The organism is Gordonia sp. 852002-10350_SCH5691597, assembly GCF_001665715.1.
GTDB classification, from domain to species: Bacteria; Actinomycetota; Actinomycetes; order Mycobacteriales; family Mycobacteriaceae; genus Gordonia; species Gordonia sputi.
The window spans coordinates 1-19,799 of record NZ_LZMO01000240.1 but is presented as its reverse complement, the minus strand read 5'-3'; the positions used below and the strand labels follow the sequence as shown (position 1 = coordinate 19,799).

At 65.4% G+C, this 19,799-nt stretch carries 14 protein-coding genes and 1 pseudogene; 5 read left to right on the top strand and 10 right to left on the bottom strand.

Annotation, left to right across the window (positions count from 1 at the left end; genetic code table 11):
• The first annotated feature begins 48 nt into the window (after positions 1-48).
• Positions 49-1,044: a class II fructose-bisphosphatase gene (glpX, locus tag A5777_RS17550; protein WP_005207945.1), complete on the top strand. Its 996-nt coding sequence runs from the start codon at positions 49-51 to the stop codon at positions 1,042-1,044.
• A 9-nt stretch (positions 1,045-1,053) separates the two neighbouring features.
• On the opposite strand, the gene A5777_RS17545 is transcribed toward glpX, so the two are convergent.
• From A5777_RS17545 to A5777_RS17535, 3 genes are read right to left on the bottom strand one after another with little or no spacing between them, the layout of a single operon-like run.
• Positions 1,054-2,493: a wax ester/triacylglycerol synthase domain-containing protein gene (locus tag A5777_RS17545; protein ID WP_064863616.1), complete on the bottom strand. Its 1,440-nt coding sequence runs from the start codon at positions 2,491-2,493 to the stop codon at positions 1,054-1,056.
• Positions 2,490-4,004 carry an HAD-IB family hydrolase gene (locus A5777_RS17540; RefSeq protein ID WP_064863615.1) on the bottom strand — a complete coding sequence of 505 codons (1,515 nt, stop codon included), beginning with the start codon at positions 4,002-4,004 and terminating at the stop codon, positions 2,490-2,492. Before A5777_RS17540 ends, A5777_RS17545 begins: the two co-directional genes overlap by 4 nt.
• Positions 4,001-6,241 carry a glycerol-3-phosphate 1-O-acyltransferase gene (locus A5777_RS17535; RefSeq protein WP_064863614.1) on the bottom strand — a complete coding sequence of 747 codons (2,241 nt, stop codon included), beginning with the start codon at positions 6,239-6,241 and terminating at the stop codon, positions 4,001-4,003. The genes A5777_RS17540 and A5777_RS17535 overlap by 4 nt, the downstream gene beginning before the upstream one ends.
• 188 nt (positions 6,242-6,429) lie before the next feature.
• Between A5777_RS17535 and A5777_RS17530 the strand changes: the two genes are divergently transcribed.
• The 3 genes from A5777_RS17530 to A5777_RS17520 all read left to right on the top strand — a co-directional run bounded on the left by A5777_RS17530 (position 6,430) and on the right by A5777_RS17520 (position 10,647).
• Positions 6,430-8,130, top strand: a complete 1,701-nt coding sequence (locus A5777_RS17530) for a fumarate hydratase (protein WP_064863613.1) — start codon at positions 6,430-6,432, stop codon at positions 8,128-8,130.
• A 417-nt stretch (positions 8,131-8,547) separates the two neighbouring features.
• Positions 8,548-9,948: a class II fumarate hydratase gene (locus tag A5777_RS17525; protein WP_064863612.1), complete on the top strand. Its 1,401-nt coding sequence runs from the start codon at positions 8,548-8,550 to the stop codon at positions 9,946-9,948.
• 3 nt (positions 9,949-9,951) lie between these two features.
• The gene (locus tag A5777_RS17520; RefSeq protein WP_064863611.1) at positions 9,952-10,647 is read left to right on the top strand and encodes a PIG-L deacetylase family protein; all 696 of its coding nucleotides are present in this window, start codon (positions 9,952-9,954) and stop codon (positions 10,645-10,647) included.
• On the opposite strand, the pseudogene A5777_RS17515 reads toward A5777_RS17520, so the two are convergent.
• The 7 genes and pseudogenes from A5777_RS17515 to A5777_RS17485 all read right to left on the bottom strand — a co-directional run bounded on the left by A5777_RS17515 (position 10,634) and on the right by A5777_RS17485 (position 19,278).
• Positions 10,634-12,225: pseudogene (locus A5777_RS17515) on the bottom strand (APC family permease). The gene A5777_RS17520 and the pseudogene A5777_RS17515 overlap by 14 nt on opposite strands.
• Before the next feature lie 159 nt (positions 12,226-12,384).
• On the bottom strand, positions 12,385-13,671 hold the full coding sequence (locus tag A5777_RS17510; RefSeq protein WP_064863610.1) for an NtaA/DmoA family FMN-dependent monooxygenase: 1,287 nt from the start codon (positions 13,669-13,671) through the stop codon (positions 12,385-12,387).
• A 24-nt stretch (positions 13,672-13,695) separates the two neighbouring features.
• Complete coding sequence (locus A5777_RS17505; protein ID WP_064863609.1) at positions 13,696-14,592, bottom strand: LLM class flavin-dependent oxidoreductase; 897 nt, start codon at positions 14,590-14,592, stop codon at positions 13,696-13,698.
• Positions 14,593-14,605: 13 nt separating this feature from the next.
• Positions 14,606-15,883 (bottom strand): acyl-CoA dehydrogenase family protein, encoded by a 1,278-nt coding sequence (locus A5777_RS17500; protein ID WP_064863668.1) that lies wholly within the window; start codon positions 15,881-15,883, stop codon positions 14,606-14,608.
• A gap of 79 nt (positions 15,884-15,962) precedes the next feature.
• Complete coding sequence (locus A5777_RS17495; protein WP_064863667.1) at positions 15,963-17,168, bottom strand: GNAT family N-acetyltransferase; 1,206 nt, start codon at positions 17,166-17,168, stop codon at positions 15,963-15,965.
• Positions 17,165-18,481 (bottom strand): hypothetical protein, encoded by a 1,317-nt coding sequence (locus tag A5777_RS17490; protein WP_064863608.1) that lies wholly within the window; start codon positions 18,479-18,481, stop codon positions 17,165-17,167. The genes A5777_RS17495 and A5777_RS17490 overlap by 4 nt, the downstream gene beginning before the upstream one ends.
• On the bottom strand, positions 18,478-19,278 hold the full coding sequence (locus A5777_RS17485; RefSeq protein WP_064863666.1) for an alpha/beta fold hydrolase: 801 nt from the start codon (positions 19,276-19,278) through the stop codon (positions 18,478-18,480). Before A5777_RS17485 ends, A5777_RS17490 begins: the two co-directional genes overlap by 4 nt.
• Positions 19,279-19,303: 25 nt before the next feature.
• On the opposite strand from A5777_RS17485, the gene A5777_RS17480 reads away from it, so the two are divergent.
• The gene (locus A5777_RS17480; protein ID WP_197502410.1) at positions 19,304-19,660 is read left to right on the top strand and encodes a hypothetical protein; all 357 of its coding nucleotides are present in this window, start codon (positions 19,304-19,306) and stop codon (positions 19,658-19,660) included.
• Positions 19,661-19,799 lie beyond the last annotated feature (139 nt).

The window sequence follows — 19,799 nt, the reverse complement described above, 5'->3', positions numbered from 1 at the left end:
TACGCCACTGCGGCCGCGTCACTGCCAACGCCAAGGAGTCGATCAGACATGACAGCCGAAAACCACCAGGCACCCGACCGCAACCTTGCCATGGAGCTGGTGCGGGTCACCGAGGCCGCGGCACTCGCCGCAGGACGCTGGGTGGGACGCGGCGAGAAGAAGAAGGGCGACGGTGCGGCCGTCGACGCGATGCGCGAACTCCTGTCGACAGTCTCCATGCGCGGCGTCGTCGTGATCGGTGAGGGCGAAAAGGACGAGGCCCCGATGCTGTTCAACGGCGAAGAGGTCGGCAACGGATTCGGCCCCGACTGCGACGTCGCGGTCGACCCCATCGACGGCACCACTCTGATGGCCGAGGGTCGCCCCAACTCGATCGCCGTCATCGCGGTCAGCGAGCGCGGCACCATGTACGACCCGTCTGCCGTCTTCTACATGGACAAGATCGCCGTCGGCCCGGAAGCCAAGGGCGCCATCAACATCGACGAGTCGGTCGAGTGGAACATCAACTCGGTCGCCAAGGCCAAGGGCATCGACGTCGGCGATCTGACCGTCGTCGTCCTCGACCGTCCGCGCCACGCCGACCTCATCGGCGAGATCCGCAAGGCAGGCGCCAAGATCCGCTTGATCTCCGACGGCGACGTCGCGGGCGCGATCGCCGCTGCCGGTGACTACTCGACGGTGGACATGCTCATGGGTGTCGGCGGTACGCCGGAGGGCATCATCACCGCAGTCGCGATGAAGTGCATGGGCGGCGAGATCCAGGGCAAGCTGTGGCCGCGCAACGACGAAGAGCGCCAGAAGGCGATCGACGCCGGACACGACCTCGACCGTGTGCTGGGCACCGATGACCTGGTCCGCGGCGAGAACTGCTTTTTCGCGGCAACCGGCGTCACCAACGGCGACATGCTCCGCGGCGTCACCTACCGCCGTGGCGGCGCGACCACCCGTTCGCTGGTCATGCGCTCGAAGTCGGGAACCATCCGCCGCATCGAGGCCGTGCACCGCACCACCAAGCTGCGCGAGTACGCGCGCCTCGACATCTAGCCAGAGCCCTTATACGACGCGCCGCATCCCGACCCGGTCGATGTCCTCACCGGTCGGGGCGGCGACGGCGAGCACCTCGTCGAACCCGGCGACGATGCACTCGGCGAACAGTTCCGGGTCGGAGATCGACGCGGCGTCGCAGTTGAGCCCGAGGCATGCCGTGGCGTTGTGCGTGATCATCGTTGCCATCACCGCGCATCCGGGGAGCGGACCGAACGGGAACAACCGCTCGACCTTCGCACCCGCGACGAACGTCTCCCACGGGATACCCGGCACATTGCTGGCCTGCAGATCATTCATGCTCGTCGCGCCACTGAACTGACCGAGAAGCTCACCCGGCATCCACGCCAGCACCGACCCCAGTGTGTTGAAGATGTCGACGGCGGGCTCCGTGCGCGCGGCACGCACCTGCTCGCGGATCGTCAACACACGCTCGAACGGATCGTCGATGCCCATCGGCCCGGCAAGCCTGCCGACCGCGATGCGGTTACCACCCTCGGGATCTTCTGGTCGACGCACCGAGATCGGGATCGCGACGGGAATCGCGTCGACCTGCTGCTCACCCATCTTTTCGTGATAGATGCGGAAGCCGCCGATCAGCCCGCCGAGATAGACGTCGTTGATCGACGCCTTCATCGACTTCGCCACCGCTTTCAGCTCGACGAATGGCACCTCGAACGCGAGGAAGCGCCAGGAGAGGCTGCGCTCGGCGAGCAGCGGCGAACCGGGCGGACTCACGAGGCCGGCAACGCGCGGCACCGACCGCCCGTAGCGCAGCACCTTGCTCAACGCCTGCTTGGGATCTGTCAGCGCCAACGCTCCGCGCAACACCACGCCCGCACGGTAGGGCGTACGTCGAATCTCCTGCCCCACCTGTCGAGCGAGCACCTCGAACGCCGACAGTTCGGTCGGCGGCGGCGCGGGTGGCTGAGGCTTGTCCGGGATCGGCTCACGCGAAGGCGAATGCAGTTGCGCGAGAGCGAGAATCGCGCCGAGTCCATCGGTCAACGCGTGATGCGCCTTGAGGAAGTACGCGGTCTTGCCGTCGGCGAGGCCGGTGATCAGGTAGCCCTCCCACGGCGGTCGCGCCGGGTCGAGCGCGGTCATCGCCAATTGCTCACACGTCGACAGCAGTTCGCCCATCGAGCCGTCCCCGGGCAATCGGATGCGTCGAACGTGATAGTGGAGATCGAACTCCGGGTCGACGGCCCAACTCGGCGTGCCGGTGTGCAGCGGCGAATCAACAACGCGCGAACGGAATCTGGGCGCCATCCGGCTGCCCCAGTCGTGTGCCGCGATCAGTCTGTCCCAGTCGGGTTCGCAATCGTAGATCTCGATCATCGAGATCGTCCCGCGCAGTCGACGGTCGGTGTCGCCGCGCCACATCAGCGCGTCGACCGGACTCATATGCTGCTCGGTGCCCCACTCGAGGGGTTGGTCCTCACTCATTCGACAGCCTCCCCTGCGTCGTCACTGCGGCTCTCGTCCCGTTGCGAATCATGGTGTTCTGCAGTTCCGTTCGGCTCCGGCCACTCCGCCAGCGCGGTGATGAACATCTGGCGCACCTCCTCGGTGTGGTCGTCGATCGTCTCCACCTGCCACTCCGATGTGTCGACGGGCGGCAACACGCGCACCTCGATCGTGCCCGGTGCCACGAGTTGCGAACCACGCCACATCAATTCGCCGACGTTGCGCAGCACGACCGGAACGATGGGCACCCCTGCCTGCATGGCGATGTGGAAGGGCCCCTTCTTGAACCGTCCGATCCGCGGCGTCGGCGATCGCGTGCCCTCCGGCGCCACCACGAGCGAGTAGCCGTCCTCCCGTAGTTTGCGGACGGCGGGCTCGAGCTGATTGATGGCCTTCCCGGCGTCGGCTCGATCGATGAAGACCAACCCGGCTGCGTCGAGAATCTGACCGAACACCGGAAGCCGCTGGATCTCCTTCTTCGCCACACCCGTCGCGTCGCGTTGTATCAGGTGGATCATGACGGGGAGGTCGAGTTTGGACTGATGGTTGAACGCGAACACGCAGGGACGGTCCGACGTCAGGTATTCGGCGCCGTCGAGCACGTCGACATGCACACCGGCCAACGCCAGCCCGACGTCGTTTCCGGTGGCGATGCCCGTCTGGACGGCGCTCTCGAATCGACTGCGCGCCACGACACCGCCCGCGATTCCGGCAGCGGCGCCGGCGAGAAACGATCCGTACATCGCACCGGTACGCAGAGCCATCCCGAAGCGATTGTGTGATGGATTGCGTAGTTCGAGGATCAGCCACCCTCTGGATTCCGCCTCGGCCCGTAGCGTCCTCCGAGGCGAGACCGCTGCGGGATGTCCGACGCTTTCGAGATACGGGATGTCCTCGTTGCCGTCGCTGTAGGCGAAGGACGCGTCGAGATCCATGTCGTGTTCGCGCGCGAGGGAGCGCACCGCCGCCGCTTTACCCGGTCCCCAGAGCGGACGGCCGAGCACCTCCCCGGTGACGATGCCGTCGACCACCTCGACGTCGGTGGCCAAGGCGTGATCAGCCTCGATTTCGCGTGCGATGGGCTCGATCTGGAATCGCGTTGCCGACGACGCGATCACGATACGGTGCCCCATCTCGCGGTGCGCGTTGAGGATCTGCCACATCTGAGGACGTAGTTTGGCGGCCGTCTCCTGCCGAAAGAGCCTGTCTCCCAAGTCCAAGAGCTCCGCGTACGTCTTGCCCGCGAACGTCGGCTTGGTGGCTTGGAGCACCTCCGCGTAGTCCTGTTCGGACTCCACTCCACGCAGGCCGATCAGCGCGAAGTCGGCGACCTCCCCGATCCCGAACTCCATACTTCGTATCCGGGCTCCGAAAAGTGCTGTCGCAGAGAACCCTTCGATCAGGGTCCCGTCGTAGTCGAAGAACGCGCCGATGTGCTTGCCGCGCGGTGCAGAGCGGATCTCGGCCAGGCGATCGCCCAGTGCGCTCATACCGCCGTCACTCCCGTCTGCTTCGCCTCGATCTCGGCGATTCTGGCAAGACGATCCCGCATGTCGTTGACCTCGTCGAGCCACTCCTGCCGTGCCGCAACCAGATCGCGTCCGTCGTGGGGATCGATCAATCCCCGATTGTCGGCCAGCTTGTACGCTGCGGTGTAGAGCTCCGTCGACACCGAATCCCTACTCTTCACGACGCCCTGCAGCGCAAGCTGCTTACCCAACCCGAGGCAATCGGCGATGATCTCCTGCTTCTCGCGGGACTCCTCTCCCAGTTCCACCAGCCGCCGCGACACGACCAATTGCGCGTCGAAGAAGGGCTGAAGGGTTCTGCGGGCAAACAGCTCTCCCGACATCGCGACGAAGGTGTCATGCAGCCACGCGGGCGTTGGCCTGACCTTTCGCCACTCGGGCGCGATGAGATCCATCTCGGCGCCGAGTCGGTGCAGAAACTCCTGCTTTGTCGGGAAGAAGAACTCGAACTTCAGCAGATCCCGAATCCGCAGCGCCTCGGCTTGCGCTGCGGCCAGACGTGTTTCGCGATCGTCGTCGATGGTTCGACGGTCCGCGGCGAACAACGCGACCTCGACGATCGCACGGTCGACGAAATGATGGATCGCACCATTGCGGTAGTACGCGGCCACCGCGTGGTTCTCCCCGGCTATCGACCACACGTCGTCGACACCGCCCGCGAAATGGGTCAGCACACCCGCGTCGGTCAGTTCTTTCAACGTGGATTTCAGCCCGAGTCCCCGGCACATCGCCGGATCGGGTCCCGGTAGCTCGCGACGCTCGATGTAGGCCAGCAGCGGCCGCAGTATGTCCTCGATCTCCTTGGCCGTGTATGCCCGATCACCCGCGCCCAACAGCGCGAAACCCGCAAGCGAGGTCGCCGAAATCGGTGTCGCCGCGTTGATCTCGTCCATCACCTTGAAAGCGATCTTCTCCAAGCGTGCGGGGTCGTCCTCGCTCAACTCGACGATCGACTCCCGCAGCGAGAACGGCTCACCGAACCGCACCCGCGCCTCACCGAGGTAGGACCGCTGCGCCTTGGCGTATTTGAGCAGCCACGTCACATCTTCGGGTTTCTTTGTGCCACCGGCAGATTCGCGGGCGATCGCCGCGATCTCGTGAAGCTGGTCGTAGACGATCGAGGTGGGCACCACCATGACGTCCGCGGTGTCGAGTTGCTCGACGGCGTCGACGACGTAGGCGAGCAGCCCCATCATCGGCGGCCGGAGCTTGCCCGTGCGGCTGCGACCGCCCTCGATGTACCACTCGAGGTTGAACCGCTTCTCGACGATGAACGACAGGTATGCGCGCATCGCGAACTTGTAGACCGGGTCGTCGCCGAACTTGCGGCGAATGAAGATCACTCCGGCACGTCGGGCGATTGCCGCGAGTGGCCACAGCGCCAGGTTGTTGCCGCCGAGCACCAGATTGGGCGGAAAGTCGTGGCGCCGTAGCACATCGGAGAGAACCAGCGTGTCGACGTACGACCGGTGCGATGGCAGGAACACCAAGCCGTGGGTCTTGTTGAGATTGCGCAGTTCGCTCAACGTGTCGAGGTCGACCGAGACCGTCCAGGTACGTTCGTACAGCTTGCCGAAGGTCGTCGAGAACACGTCGTCCATCAGCGGGCTCTGCGTGGCCACGAACGTCGACATCTTGTCGATCGCATCCTGGATGATCGCCGCCGCAGGGCGACCGAGATCGGCGGCGAGCTTGGCGGCATTGGCCTGAAAGCGCGCCGACGAACCGATCTGCTGCGCCACGAGTTTCGGCACCTTGTAGCGGTCGCCGATCAGTTGTCGCTCGGCGCGCTCTGCGGACAGTGCGGCCGCCAGTTCGACGAACTGTCCGAAGTCTTCTCCCTCGGCCGACGACTGCTCGTGCCTGCGGCGCAACTCCTCCACGGTCGCCGGTTCGCCTGCGACCACACGCACACGGTCGGGTGCACGCTTCTTGATCGCTCCCTGACGAAACGCGGGTGGTCGCCGCGGGTTGGACAGCACCAGAACGTCGGCCATCGACACGCGGCGCTCACCCTTGCGCATCGGGGGAAGCCAGACGACCCGGGCGGGAATCAGCGTCGTTGCCGGGTCAAGGGTCTCGGGATCGACTTCGTCGAGTGTGCGCACCGGGGCGTCGGGATGTCTGCTCGACGCCCATTCGGCGACGGCCTCGCGTTCACAGTTCGTCCGAACCTCGGCGAGCACGATTGCGGCCAATGCGTTCCCCTCCCGTGTTGACATCACTGAATCGACAACAGTTCAGTGAACTGTGACCCACCACACACTAATACCCCTTCCGTTCGTCACGCACATCGGACTAGTGCTGTGACGAATCCCCGTGGCGTGGCCCACATCAGGCACCGGGACGCGGGAGGGTCGCTGACCGGCCGCGATAGGATTCGCACGTGAGCAAACCAGCCCTTGCTCCGGAGTTTCGCTATGCCGAATTGCTACCCTCCGGCGCCGATGACACGCCCTATCGCCTGATCACCACCGAGGGGGTCTCGACGGTCGACGTCGACGGCCAGACCTTCCTCAAGGTCGCGCCGGAAGCCCTCGAACGCTTGACGTCCGAGGCGATGCACGACATCAGCCACTACCTGCGCCCCGCACACCTGCGGCAGTTGCGCAAGATCATCGACGACCCGGAGGCGTCGGGCAACGATCGTTTCGTCGCGCTCGATCTGCTCAAGAACGTCAACATCTCCGCCGGCGGCGTACTGCCGATGTGCCAGGACACCGGCACAGCGATCGTCATGGGCAAGAAGTCCGAGGGGGTGCTGACCGGCGTCGACGACGGCGAATGGATCTCACGCGGCGTCTACGACGCGTACACCAAACTCAACCTGCGCTACTCACAGCTCGCGCCGTTGACGACATACGACGAGAAGAACACGGGCACCAATCTGCCTGCGCAGGTGGAGATCTACTCCACCCAGCAGGGGCCGAAGGGACCTGAGTACAAGTTCCTCTTCATGGCCAAGGGCGGCGGCAGCGCCAACAAGTCGTTCCTGTTCCAGGAGACCAAGGCGATCCTCAACCCCGACCGCCTGCTGACCTTCCTCGACGAGAAGATCCGGTCACTGGGTACCGCCGCCTGTCCGCCGTACCACCTCGCTGTCGTCATCGGCGGGACGTCGGCCGAATTCGCCTTGAAGACAGCGAAATACGCATCGGCGCACTACCTCGACACGCTGCCCACGGAGGGCTCGATGTCGGCGCACGGCTTCCGGGACGTCGAGCTCGAGGAGGAGGTCTTCAAGCTGACCCAGTCCTTCGGCATCGGCGCCCAGTTCGGCGGCAAGTACTTCTGCCACGACGTCCGGGTCGTGCGTCTGCCGCGTCACGGCGCATCGTGCCCGGTGGCCATCGCGGTCTCGTGCTCGGCCGACCGCCAGGCGCTGGGCAAGATCACCTCCGAGGGCGTGTTCCTCGAGCAGCTCGAAACCGATCCGGCGCAGTACATGCCGGACGCCGGCGTCGCCGAGGACATCGAGGGAGGGCAGGTCGTCGAGATCGACCTCAACCGGCCGATGCCGGAGATCCTCGCCGAACTGTCGAAGTATCCGGTCAAGACTCGACTGTCGCTGACCGGGCCCCTCGTCGTGGCTCGCGATATCGCACACGCCAAGATCAAGGAACGCCTCGACGCAGGCGAGCCGATGCCGCAGTATCTGCGCGATCACCCCGTCTATTACGCCGGTCCGGCCAAGACTCCCGAGGGCATGGCGTCGGGTTCGTTCGGACCGACGACGGCGGGTCGCATGGACTCCTATGTCGAGCAGTTCCAGGCCGCGGGCGGATCAATGGTCATGTTGGCCAAGGGAAATCGCTCCAAGCAGGTCACCCAGGCATGCGACGCCCACGGGGGCTTCTACCTCGGTTCGATCGGCGGCCCGGCAGCTCGCCTCGCCCTCGATTGCATCAAGAGCCAGGAGGTCATCGAGTACCCGGAGCTCGGGATGGAAGCGGTCTGGAAGATCGAGGTCGAGAACTTCCCGGCGTTCATCGTCGTCGACGACAAGGGCAACGACTTCTTCACCGACCCGTCGGGGTCGGTCACCGTTCCGCTGAACGGCGTGCGGGTTCGTTCGAAGGAGCGCTGAGCGAGCGCAGCGCAGCGATCAGGGGTCACTGAGCGAGCGCAGCGCAGCGATCAGGGGTTACTGAGCGAGCGCAGCGCAGGATCAGGGTTACTGAGCGAGCGCAGCGCAGCGATCAGGGGTTACTGAGCGAGCGGTCGTGCGGCGGCGCCGATCTTGCGCGCCGTGGTGCACGGCCGCTCGCATACCTGTCCCCAACCGAGACGCAGCGTGAGTCTCGCCGCGCCGACCGCGGCGTCGAGCTCACGCTCGGGTCTCGGTCCAGGCTCACCGGGTCGTCGTGCCCGAGTCGCAGTTTTTGCCGTACACAGGTGCCACATTCTGGCACCTGTGTACGGCAGACGCGGCCCCGCAACCCGCGGCGAGTAGCGTGGATTGAGGTAGTCCTAACCCACCGCAGACATCCGGAGGACGCATCAGATGAGCGAGCAGCAGTACCGCATCGAGCACGACACCATGGGCGAGGTCAAGGTACCCGTCGACGCACTGTGGCGCGCACAGACGCAACGCGCCGTCGAGAACTTCCCGATCAGCCACCGCCCGCTCGAGCGAACGCAGATCCGTGCGATGGGACTGCTCAAGGCCGCCTGCGCGCAGGTCAACAAGGACCTCGGCCTGCTCGACGCCACCAAGGCCGACGCCATCATCGCCGCTGCCAAGGAGATCGCCGAGGGCAAGCACGACGACCAGTTCCCCATCGACGTGTTCCAGACCGGGTCGGGTACCAGCTCGAACATGAACGCCAACGAGGTGATCGCGTCGATCGCGAACGCGAACGGCGTCGAGGTTCACCCGAATGACGACGTCAACATGTCGCAGTCGTCGAACGACACCTTCCCCACCGCGACGCACGTCGCAGCGACCGAGGCCGTCGTCACCGACCTTATCCCCGCGCTCGACCATCTGCGGTTGGCACTGCTCGCCAAGTCCGAGGAGTGGCGCGAGGTGGTCAAGAGCGGCCGCACCCACCTGATGGACGCGGTTCCGGTCACGCTCGGCCAGGAGTTCAGCGGCTACATCAGGGCTGTCGAAGCCGGGATCGAGCGTCTCGTCGCGACGCTGCCGCGAGTCGGTGAGGTCCCCATCGGTGGCACCGCAGTCGGGACGGGCCTCAACGCCCCCGACCACTTCGGCACCAAGGTCGTCGAAGAACTGGTCAAGCTCACCGACGTCGACGCGATCACGTTGGCCAAGAACAACTTCGAGGCGCAGGCCGCCCGCGACGGACTCGTGGAACTGTCCGGCCAGCTCAAGACCATCGCGGTCTCGTTGACCAAGATCGCCAACGACGTCCGGTGGATGGGTTCCGGTCCGCTCACCGGTCTCGCCGAGATCCACCTCCCCGACCTCCAGCCGGGTAGTTCGATCATGCCGGGCAAGGTCAATCCCGTTCTGCCCGAGGCGGTTACGCAGGTCGCGGCGCAGGTCATCGGCAACGACGCGGCGGTGACCTGGGGCGGCGGGAACGGTGCGTTCGAGCTGAACGTCTACATCCCGATGATGGCGCGCAACGTCCTCGAATCGCTGAAGCTCCTCGCCAACGTGTCTCGGCTGTTCGCCGACCGCTGCATCTCCGGCCTCAAGGCCGATGAGGAGCGCCTGCGGACTCTGGCCGAGAGCTCGCCGTCGATCGTCACGCCGCTCAACTCGGCCATCGGTTACGAGGAGGCCGCGGCCGTCGCGAAGCAGGCCCTCAAGGAGAAGAAAACGATCCGGCAGACCGTTCTCGATCGTGGTCTGGTCCCAGACAAGCTCAGCGAAGAGGAACTCGACAAGCGCCTCGACGTGTTGAAGATGGCCAACCTCGACCACAAGCGCTGAGTCATGACCGATCTCGCGCCCTTCCCCACCGACTGGCAGACGGCGCTCGCGCTCGTGGCGCATCCGGATGATCCGGAGTACGGCATGGCGGCGGCGGTCGCGAAGTGGACGAGCGAAGGCAAACGCGTTGTATACGCACTGGCGTCGAGCGGTGAGCTCGGCATCGAAGGCATGGCGGCAGCCGAGGCCGGTCCGCTTCGAGAAGGCGAACAACGCGCGTCTGCCGCCATCGTCGGCGTCGATGAGGTGGAGTTCTGGGGCTTTCCGGACAGCAACATTCGCAACACTCCTGAGCTCCGCGCCGCGATCGTAGAGACGATCCGACGGGTCGGACCCCAGGTGGTGCTCTCGCTCTACGGCGGAGCCGAGTGGGCGCCGGGTAAACCCAACCAGCGCGATCACATGGAGTTCGCCGCAGCGGTTCTCGATGCGTACGACTCACTCGGCGACGACGCTCCGCGCTGGCTGTTCGAGAACGGTCCACACCCGACGCACGCCGTCGACGTCACCGAGCAGATCGATGTCGCAGTGAATTCCCTTGCGGCACATGAGGTGTACCTAAGGGTTCTCGATCCCGACACACCGGTCGTCGACCAGGCGCGTGCACAGATCGAACTCATGAGCGCGCCGCGCGACGACCTCCGAAGTCGTCGCGCGGCGTGCTTCGAACTCAAGAGGACGCGCACTACTTCGGAGTGACGGCCGAGTCGCCTTCGGGTTCGTCGGCCTTCAGTTCATCGGCCTTCAGTTCATCGGCGATGTCGGCGTCGGCGAGCCGCTCCTGCTCCTCGGTCGACAGGGTCTGAATCGTGCCGATACGCGCCGCGATCTCCGGTCGTGTCACCCGGAGGTAGACGTACCACGCGACGCCCGCTGCGAGTATCGCGAGGTACACGAACGGCAGAATGTTGAATGGAAACTCCGGAACCGGGTAGAGGTTGTTGACGATCACGTAACCGAGAGCCACCACCGCGAGACCCGACACGATCGCACGGAAGGGCGTGAGCGCCTTGATCTTGTACAGCCAGATCGGTGTCGCGATCACCACGAGCAGATAGCTCACCAGGAATCCCCAGTTGGTGACGTATGCACCGTAGACGTCGAACACGGTGCGGCCTGCGGAACTGAAGGTGGCCACAACCGAAAACACCAGTGCCGCAGCACCGACGAACGCGACGCCGACCCACGGTGTGTGGTACCTGGAGTGGACCTTGGCGAACACGCGCGGCAGTGCACCCTCGTGCGCGAAGGTGAACAACGACCGTGCTGCCGAACTCGTGACCGCCGTGACGAAGACGATGAAGGCGACGGCGACGGCAGCACTCGTCACCGGTTTCACCCAACCCACACCGGACGAGTCGGCGAGCTGCGGGAGAATCGCCTTGTCTCCGTTGATCCCGTCGAAATGCAGCACCTGCGGATACGTCGCGATGATGTACAGCACACCGATGATCAACACGACACGCAAAAGCGCTTTCGAGATCGACCGGTGCGGGTCACGCGCTTCAGCACCCAGCGACGCAACGCTTTCGAAGCCTGCATAGGCACCGACGGCCGTCACCGCCGCGACGAACGTCGAGCTGTGGCCCAGATTCGACAGGCTCCACTGCTCGGTGTCGAAGTGCCACCCGTAGGACACGTAGGCGGCCACGATGATCACCGCGATGGAGATCAGTGCGATGACCTCGAAGACCAACTCGTACTTCGCGGCGAGTGACGCCCCGCGGATGGGTAGGTACACAGCGAGTCCGACGACCAGGAAGACCAGCAGAGGCCGGAACCACGAAGCCTCCGAACCGATTCCGAGTTCGAGAAGGAACGAATCGACGTAGAGCACACCGCCGAGGGTTCCGGTCACCGAGAATCCGACGTAGCCGATCAGCAGACTGAAACCTCCGACGAACGCGAACGCGGGTCCGAGTCCGTTACCGGTGTAGGTTCCCAGCGAGCCGGACGAGACCGTCCGCCGCGCTTGAAAACTGATGGTGTCGCGAGCAGCACGGCGATCACCAATCCGATGATTGCCGCCCACGCGGCGCCCTTCCCTGCCGCGGTGTAGAGCGCGAACGGAACGGACGCGACAGCGACGCTCGGTGCCGCAGCGGCGAGGCCCTGCGCGAAGACCTCCCAGGGACCCAGTGTGTTCGAGCGCAGACCTCCTGGTTGCCCGATGATCGCCGCATCATGTTGGGCGGCTGCACTTTCCGGAGTATGCGGTTGTGCCAGGGGTGTGTGCGCCGCCTCGGGCGGGCGCGTCGACGTCGAGTCTGTGGTCATCTCGATTCCTCTCGGACACCCATCGCCACATACGGCTACCCGGCCGTGGAAACTGGATGTCTCATGTATTGCGCTGTGCGCGAACGGGATTGATCGAGTGAAGTATGCAGGTCGACGACGTCGTTGCCAGCCCTTATTCTCCCTGCGGTTCTATCCCTCTCAACACAGCGGAGCCGACGGCGCTGCTGCACGCAGATGTCCACGCAGAGTGTCGGTCTCGTAGTCGTGGCGGTAGAGGCCACGTCGACGAAGGAGTGGCACCACCTCGTCGGAGATCACCGCGAGACCGTCGATCAGCGCATCGGGTTGCAGATTGAAGCCGTCGATCGCGCCCGCGTTGAACCAGTCGTCGATTCGATCGACCAATTGCTCCGGGGTGCCCACGAATCCGGCGTGGCCCGAACCCGTGTAGCGGGTCTGCCGCAGGTACTCGCGGACCGTCGGATTGGTGCGTCGGATCTGCGCGACGATCGACTCGCGGAAACCGATACTGCCACTGAAGGTCTGGAGGTCGGCGGGTCCCGCGAGCACGTCCTCGGGGAACGGGGCGTCGAGGTCGAGTTTCGTCGCGTCGACGCCGATCGCGTGCGACAACCAGCCGACCGAATACCACGCCGGACTTCGATCGTGAAGCTCGTCGTTGCGTCTTCTGGCTTCCTCTTCGGTGCTGCCGAGCGAGACGAGCAACCCGGGCAGGATCTTCACATCGTCGGGCGAACGACCGAATGCCAACGCTTTTCGCTTCACGAGACGATAGTGTTCGACAGCCTTGTCGCGCGTCAGCTCTGCGGCGAAGACGCCCTCGGCCACCCGTCCGGCGAGTTCGCGCCCGGCCGCCGACCCACCTGCCTGAAAGAGCACCGGATGCTCACCACGCGACGGCGTGCGCAATCGTCCGTCGACCGAGAAGTGGACTCCCCTGTGCCGAATCTCGCGGCCCGTGTCCGCTGACCCCCACAGTGCACGAACCACATCGACGAACTCACCTGCGCGCTCGTAGCGGTCGTCGCGTGGTGGAACGTCGGGTTGCCCGAAGTTTCGGGCCGCCGCGGGTCCTCGAGTGGTCACGATATTCCAGGCCGCTCGACCCTGCGACAGGTAATCGAGCGTCAGTAATCTCTCGGCGAGTTCGACCGGATCGTTGAACGTCGTCGACGCCGTGGACACCAACCCGACCCGCTCCGTCGCAGCTGCGACGTGTGCCCAGTTGACCGTCGGCTCCAGGTGCGCCGGATTGGCGTCGTAGGCTGGGTCGCCGAGCGCGGAACACTCGACGCGGTCTTCCTCGCCGACGTTCCCGCGCTCGGCGATCCGACCGATCTCCTCCCAATAGTCGGGCGAGACAAACGATTCCGCGCTCAGTCCGGGGGTCTGCCAGGAGGCGGGCACGTAGCCGAGGACCAGGGCGTTGATGCCCAAAATGACGTGGCCGTCGCGTCGGATCATGGGGTGTTCCTCTCGGAGTGGAGGTCAGGATGCGACGAGCGGTTCAGGCCGTGCGAATGCCGCGCGACGTGCGACCCTGGGCGGAGCGGGTAGTTCGAGCGCGGCCCGCAGCGACAGACCCGGCGCGATCGGTTGGGAGGTTGCCAGCAGCTTCTCCGCGACATCGGCCAGCGTTTCGGGCGACAAGTCGTCGTCGCGCAACAGAATTCCGGCGACATCGGTCGGCGGCGCTGTCGTCGACGACATCTCACGGACGGCGACGGCCGGACCGACGACGAGGTCGACATCGGTGTTTGCGCGGATCTCGCGCGCGCCGGAGTGGTACGCGGCGATGACCGACGGACCGGTCGCGGGCTCCGGCACCGTCAGCGGCCCAGCGATCCGGTAGGGCTCCTCGAGGTCGGCGAACTGGATCCGATCCGACTCCACGAAAATCCCCGACGCACGGTCGGCGACAACCGACTCGAATGGCCAGGTCTGTTCCAGAACACGTACCGCGTGGGCGATGTCGTCGACGGATACGGCGTCGTGGCTCCGCTGGTCACCTGCAGGCACGTAGGGGTCGCGTAGGCCGAGCAGGACGCCGATTCTCCCCCGCGAGAGATGCCCGGCGGATGCGACTCGTCGCGCGAGGTTGTAGGGATGATCGCGGCGCGACGACGCCGTACACAGGAACCGTGACCGCGGGGCCTTCTTCGCGAGAAAGGTTGTCGCGACGGATGATTCCAGCGTTATGCGCCGCGGGGCGGTGTCGTCGGCCTCTGTCGCCCCGTGAACGTCGTGGGCCCCGTCGAGCCGATCGATGCCGACGACGGTGTACGCCAGCGGCAGCGAATCCCAGCGCGCAACAAGCGCCCGATCGGCCAGCAGCACGTCCGCCTGCTCGCCGGTCAATCCGACCGCGACGTATGGTGCACTCATCTGTCCTCTCCCCTCAGTTTCCCTGTCCGCCGCGGCCCAATGCCGAGAAGTCGGGGACGGGGTCGACTCCGTTGACCAGCCAGTTGCCCACGATGCGCGCCTTGTAGACCCGTGGATTGTGCGAGGCCAGGGTGCGCGCGTTGCGCCAGTGACGGTCGAGAGCCTTGTCGGTGGACACTCCGGACGCGCCGAGTGCGTCGAAGATCTCGGTGGTGGCCGCTAGCGCGGCGTCGATGATGGTCAGTTGCGCGTGGTCGGTGGCGAGCTGGGCCTCGGTGACGCGAGTCCTGCGGAAGTCGAGGTCTCCGGCGGCGTGTGCCTCGGCGATACGATCGAGCGTCCTACCCACCTCACGCAGCGCGGCGTCTGCCGCATGGGCCCGCGCCGACACGCCGCCGATGACTGCCAGCAACTGAGGATCGTTGGCGGGCACCGGGTCCAGTCCCTGCGGATAGTTGCGCTTGCGCGCCCGGAGCGCCTCGATTCCGTCGCGCAGGGATGCGTGGATGATTCCGGTGAGCACTGCGAGGATCGCCACCTGGTAGAAGTGGCCCTGGTAGACAAAGCGTTCGGTGATATCGAAGACGTTGTCGGGCTCGGCCGGCACGTCGACGTAACGTGCACTCCCGCTGGCGGTTGTCTGTTGCCCGAATCCCGTCCAGTCGTCGACGAGTTCGACACCGGGATCGTCTCGGCGCACGAGCGCGGTGAGCAGCCCGCCGTCGTCGGACTTGCCGATCACATCGAGCCAATCGGCGAAAAGGCTCCCGGTGGCGTAGAACTTGGCCCCGCTGACGAAGTAGCGTTCGTCGTCACCCCGTCTGACGGTTGTCGCGATTGTTGCGTACGTACCGTTGTTCGCCTCGGTCCAACCCCCACCGACGAATTCGCCCGCGAGGAAACGCTCGATCCACCGATCGTTGCCCGCTGACTGCGGCGCGTTGAGTCGATCCTCCACAAACGCCAGATGATTGCGGAATACGTGCGCAATGTTCGCGTCCGCGGCGGCCAGTCTCGACAGCAGCAGAAAGGTCTGCTCCAGCGACGCGCCCAGACCGTCGAACTCCACGGGAATCCTGATGCGGCCCAGTCCCTCTCGGACCAGGTCCGCAACCTCGTCGTAGCCGAATGAACGGTCGTGTTCGCGCGCGACGTTGGAGGCCGCGATGCGCTCGAATGCCGGCGCAAAGCGCTCGACGAGCTGGTCGTAGTCGGCGGTTGGCTCGCGCAGATAGGTTGTCCAACCCTCGATCTCACGGTCGGACGTCGCGTGTGTGGTGGTCTCGGTCATCGGGAGATCCTTCCTGTCGGCGACAGTGGCCGACACATGACATACGGGTTGCGTGGGGCGAGGCCAGAACACAGTCTCGTCAGAAGACAGTGCCTGCGAAGGGCAGCGCACCGGTGGCGAACAGACCGTCGAGTCGGTCGACAGCCGATGCGGCAGACACGTCGACGCGGCCGACGTCTGCCAGCGACCGCCACCGCGTGCCGCCGAGATACGCGGCGGCGAGCGTCGCCACGTCGGTCGTTGCGTCGGGCTTGCCCGTCACGCGTTCGGTGCCCTTGGGTCCGATCTCGAACACCGCATTGTTGCGCTCGATGAGCGGATCGACGACCTCGAGCCGTACCGGATCATCGATCCGGTATGTCCGTGCGCGAAGGGCCGATTCGACGTCGACGAGCCGCAGCCATGTTTCGTCGTGTGCTGTGCCCAGCCGGACTGCACGCGGGTCGGTGACGGCCAGCGGCAGCGAATCGTCCAGTGCGACAGCGGACCATTCGATCACATCGACGAGGTCGAGTGTCAGCAGGTGACGCCACAACGCTGCCCACGCGGTCGGCCCCGAAGCCACGAAGTCGACGACGGTGATCGTCTTGGCGTCGCTACTGAACCAATGGTCGGGGTCCTCCGGCTTGTAGACGACATAGCCGTCGTCTACTCCATCGGAGCTGTGCACGGAGACGTAATGCTGCACTGGCGAGGCGTCGCGTCGTAGTTGTTGCAGTCGCCACCAGCCTGCCGGGCGGTCGATGGCACCGACCCAGGTTGCGGCGCGCCCGTAGATGTCGGCCAGCAGCTCCGTCGTGACCGCGTCGTCGACGAGTCGCACGTTGCTGTCACCACCGGGCACGGTGTCGCGCAGCCTCGCTCGGTGCGCGTCGATGGTCACGGCCCGACTCGAACTCGCGATCCCGTAGCCGAAGCGTTCGTAGATCACGGCCTCGGACGCACGAAGCGTCGCAACGACCTCTCCCCGGTCGGCGATGTCTTGTAGTTGACGCTCGATGAGCCCGGTGACGATTCCCCGACGACGGTGCGTCGGCAGCACGCCGACGTGCGTGACGGCCGCGTGGGGAACGCGTGCACCGCCCGGCACGACGAGCTGACTCGAGTACGAGTCCGCGCCCGCAACGATGACATCGGAGTCGAATGCGCCCAGATACCGACCCTGCTCGGTGATGGTCGCGGCGTCGAGTTGTCCGAAGCGAAGCCCGACCATCGACCGCAGGAACACCCGGAAGGCCGCATTGACCTCGTCCGGGCCGGACAGTGGTCGGATGGTGACACTCATCGGTGCCACGTCCGCTGATGATCGCGGTGGGTTGCCAGGTAGGCCCCCGGCCCGAAGTGATGGTCGTAGAAGTCGGTGTCGATGTGTTGTGCCTGAAGGTAATTGAGGATGTGCACCGTCGGCACAGTGCCCGGGATCTTCCCGAAGGTGTCGTCGACGTACGCGATCTGCTCGGTGAGCAGTCGAACGAAGTCGTCGTCGTGGCGCGCCGCCGACCCGCGGACGCGTGGGTTGTCACTCCAGGGGCCGGGAGTGTCCGGGTGAAAGGGCCCACCGGGACCGAACTTTCGCTCCGTAAACCGTGCTACGGCCTCGGCGGCGTCCGTGACGTGCGGGCGCGACAGAGTCTCGAACACACCGGGGAGTCCCGTCGGATTCGGTAGGGCCCAACGGTCGTCGGTCTGCACCTCGAAGCCGAGTCCTGGCACTGCGGGATCGCCCGACGCCCCGAGGATCGACAGCCGGTCGATCCCGTCGAAGGTCCACCCACCGAGTCCCAACGCTCCGAGCACGAGGTGACCGTTGTAGGCGGCGGTGATCAGCTCCGCGCTCGCCTCCGCGAGTGTGTACTGCTCGACGAACGACAGCGGGAACGGGTCCCCGGCGTGACGCAGCGACGAGTCTGTGCCACCGGGGATTGCGCGTCCGCTGATGTCGTCGTACAGCCCGTAGCCGTTCTGGAGGAAGAACGCGACGTTGGCGATGAAGTGCTGCGCCAGGTCGGCGATCGGAATGACGAGCAGCGAACCCGGATGATTGGCGATCCAGGTGTTGTGGCCCTCGAGGTAGGGCTCTTCGCGCGGGAGGTAGATACGCTCGTCGGAGATCTTGTGGTACCGACCAACCGTCTCCGCGAGCCACGCCTCGATGTCGGTATCGGACGCCGACCCGTCCTCTGGCAGTTCACCGTGGGGTTCCGCGTCGCGACTCGACAAGAAGTAGGTACCCGAGTCGTCGGTGAAGAAGAACTCGGTGGTGTGAAACCCGGCCGCGGACGGGAATGTTCGGCCCGTTGCGGTGCCCGAGTAGTTCGGCAGCGCCGGCGCGTATCCGGGGTGGTGGCTGATCCCGAAGTTCCAGCCGGTCACTCCGGTGACAGCGGCGAGCACGATCGCGCGCTCGGTGTCGCTGAGCGGCTGAACCGGTTTGCTACTGGCGAAAGCCAGTTCTCCCGAGGGGATTTCACCGCCGACCGGGAAACGGCGTGATCGGCGGCCGGTGATCGCCCCGAGCAGTGGGAAGCTGCTGAGGTCGGCAAGCGCGCTCCGCTCGTGCTCGTCGAGCACAAAAGCGGCTGCGGCAGTTGAGGTCATGCGCTCACTCCCGTCAACGCGTGATCGACGACGTGGCGGCCGACGTGATCGGCCACCGCGCGGTGGGCTGTCTCGTTGAGCACGTCGTGCGCGGCGTCGTCGATGATCTCGACGCGAAGTCCCGGCAGTCGGTCCTGCCAGGCGAGCACGCCGGTCACCGGAGCGATCTGATCTTCCGAACCATGCACTGCGAGAACGGGTGTCGACAACGTCGACACTTGCTCGTCGAGCCTGCCCCACGCGGGTTCGAAGAGGGCCTTCAAGACCTTCACGACGTCGGCGCCGGTGAACGCCAGCGGATCGTTGGCCAATTCGTCGCGATAGAACGGATCGGCCGACAGCGCATCGAGCTCGAGTTCAACACTGCCGCCATCCTCGGCCACCGAACTCAGCCACGGTAGCGGCGACAACGGGGCACCCGAGATCACCACACTGGAGTACCTCGACGGCTGATCGAGCGCCGCGAACAGTGCACCGAGACTGCCGAGCGAGTGTCCGCTGATCGCGATCGGGAGCTCGGGCGAGTGTGCCGTGACGAGATCGGTCAGGGCTCGCGCGTTGTGCACCACGGCGTCGTACGATCCGACGTCGCCGCGCTCACCGTCGGACAACCCGTGGCCCTGCTGGTCCAGCGCCCATAGTTCGACGCCGTGCGCTGCCAGCTCCGCGGCGTAGCGGTGGTAGAGACCCGAGTGCTCACCGAATCCGTGCAGAAGTATCAGCGCGGCAGTCGGCGCGGTGTTGGTGGGCCAGTGCCGGTAGAAGATCCGACCCTGCGCGCCGTCGAAGAAGGGCATGATTGACTCCTGTTGTGGGCATGTGATGCGCCCGAGAAGCATCGCGCACCACCCGCAGCGCACCCCGGGCAAGGCGTCGGCGATGTTCCTCCACGTCACCAACGGTGAGCCGACTCAGGGCTGCGTTGCCATCGATCGCGACGTGATGCGCAAGATCCTCGCGTGGCTCGACCCTGCCAAGCACCCCAAGATCACCATCGGCGTCAATGCCGCCGCACCCACGGGCGACGGGCCGTCGACCAGTGCGCCGTCGGGAACGACGCCGAACGCGCCCGCGACGCCGAGTCTGCCGGGAGTGTCAGACATCCTGGGCGACAAGGGGCTGAGTGATCTGTTGACGCAACTGGTCAACCTGATTCCGACTCTGCTCGGGTCCAAATAGCGCAACCGCGGCGGTGGCCGCCCGCTGAATATGTGTTGAATCGAAGGACGTGGGTGCTGCAGCACCCACGTCCTTCGATATGACACACGTCCAGGGGTGCGGTGTGGGCTCAAAATCCCAATGGTTCAAAGCCTGTAGG

Bases quoted from the DNA above. Each gene is read 5' to 3' on its own strand.
- A5777_RS17545 (WP_064863616.1), bottom strand. From the start codon at position 2,493: ATGAGTGAGGACCAACCCCTCGAGTGGGGCACCGAGCAGCATATGAGT.
- A5777_RS17480 (WP_197502410.1), top strand. From the start codon at position 19,304: ATGCGCCCGAGAAGCATCGCGCACCACCCGCAGCGCACCCCGGGCAAG.
- A5777_RS17485 (WP_064863666.1), bottom strand. From the start codon at position 19,278: ATGCCCTTCTTCGACGGCGCGCAGGGTCGGATCTTCTACCGGCACTGG.
- A5777_RS17510 (WP_064863610.1), bottom strand. From the start codon at position 13,671: ATGATCCGACGCGACGGCCACGTCATTTTGGGCATCAACGCCCTGGTC.
- A5777_RS17500 (WP_064863668.1), bottom strand. From the start codon at position 15,883: ATGACCGAGACCACCACACACGCGACGTCCGACCGTGAGATCGAGGGT.
- A5777_RS17525 (WP_064863612.1), top strand. From the start codon at position 8,548: ATGAGCGAGCAGCAGTACCGCATCGAGCACGACACCATGGGCGAGGTC.
- A5777_RS17505 (WP_064863609.1), bottom strand. From the start codon at position 14,592: ATGAGTGCACCATACGTCGCGGTCGGATTGACCGGCGAGCAGGCGGAC.
- A5777_RS17495 (WP_064863667.1), bottom strand. From the start codon at position 17,168: ATGAGTGTCACCATCCGACCACTGTCCGGCCCGGACGAGGTCAATGCG.
- A5777_RS17540 (WP_064863615.1), bottom strand. From the start codon at position 4,004: ATGAGCGCACTGGGCGATCGCCTGGCCGAGATCCGCTCTGCACCGCGC.
- glpX (WP_005207945.1), top strand. From the start codon at position 49: ATGACAGCCGAAAACCACCAGGCACCCGACCGCAACCTTGCCATGGAG.
- A5777_RS17490 (WP_064863608.1), bottom strand. From the start codon at position 18,481: ATGACCTCAACTGCCGCAGCCGCTTTTGTGCTCGACGAGCACGAGCGG.
- A5777_RS17520 (WP_064863611.1), top strand. From the start codon at position 9,952: ATGACCGATCTCGCGCCCTTCCCCACCGACTGGCAGACGGCGCTCGCG.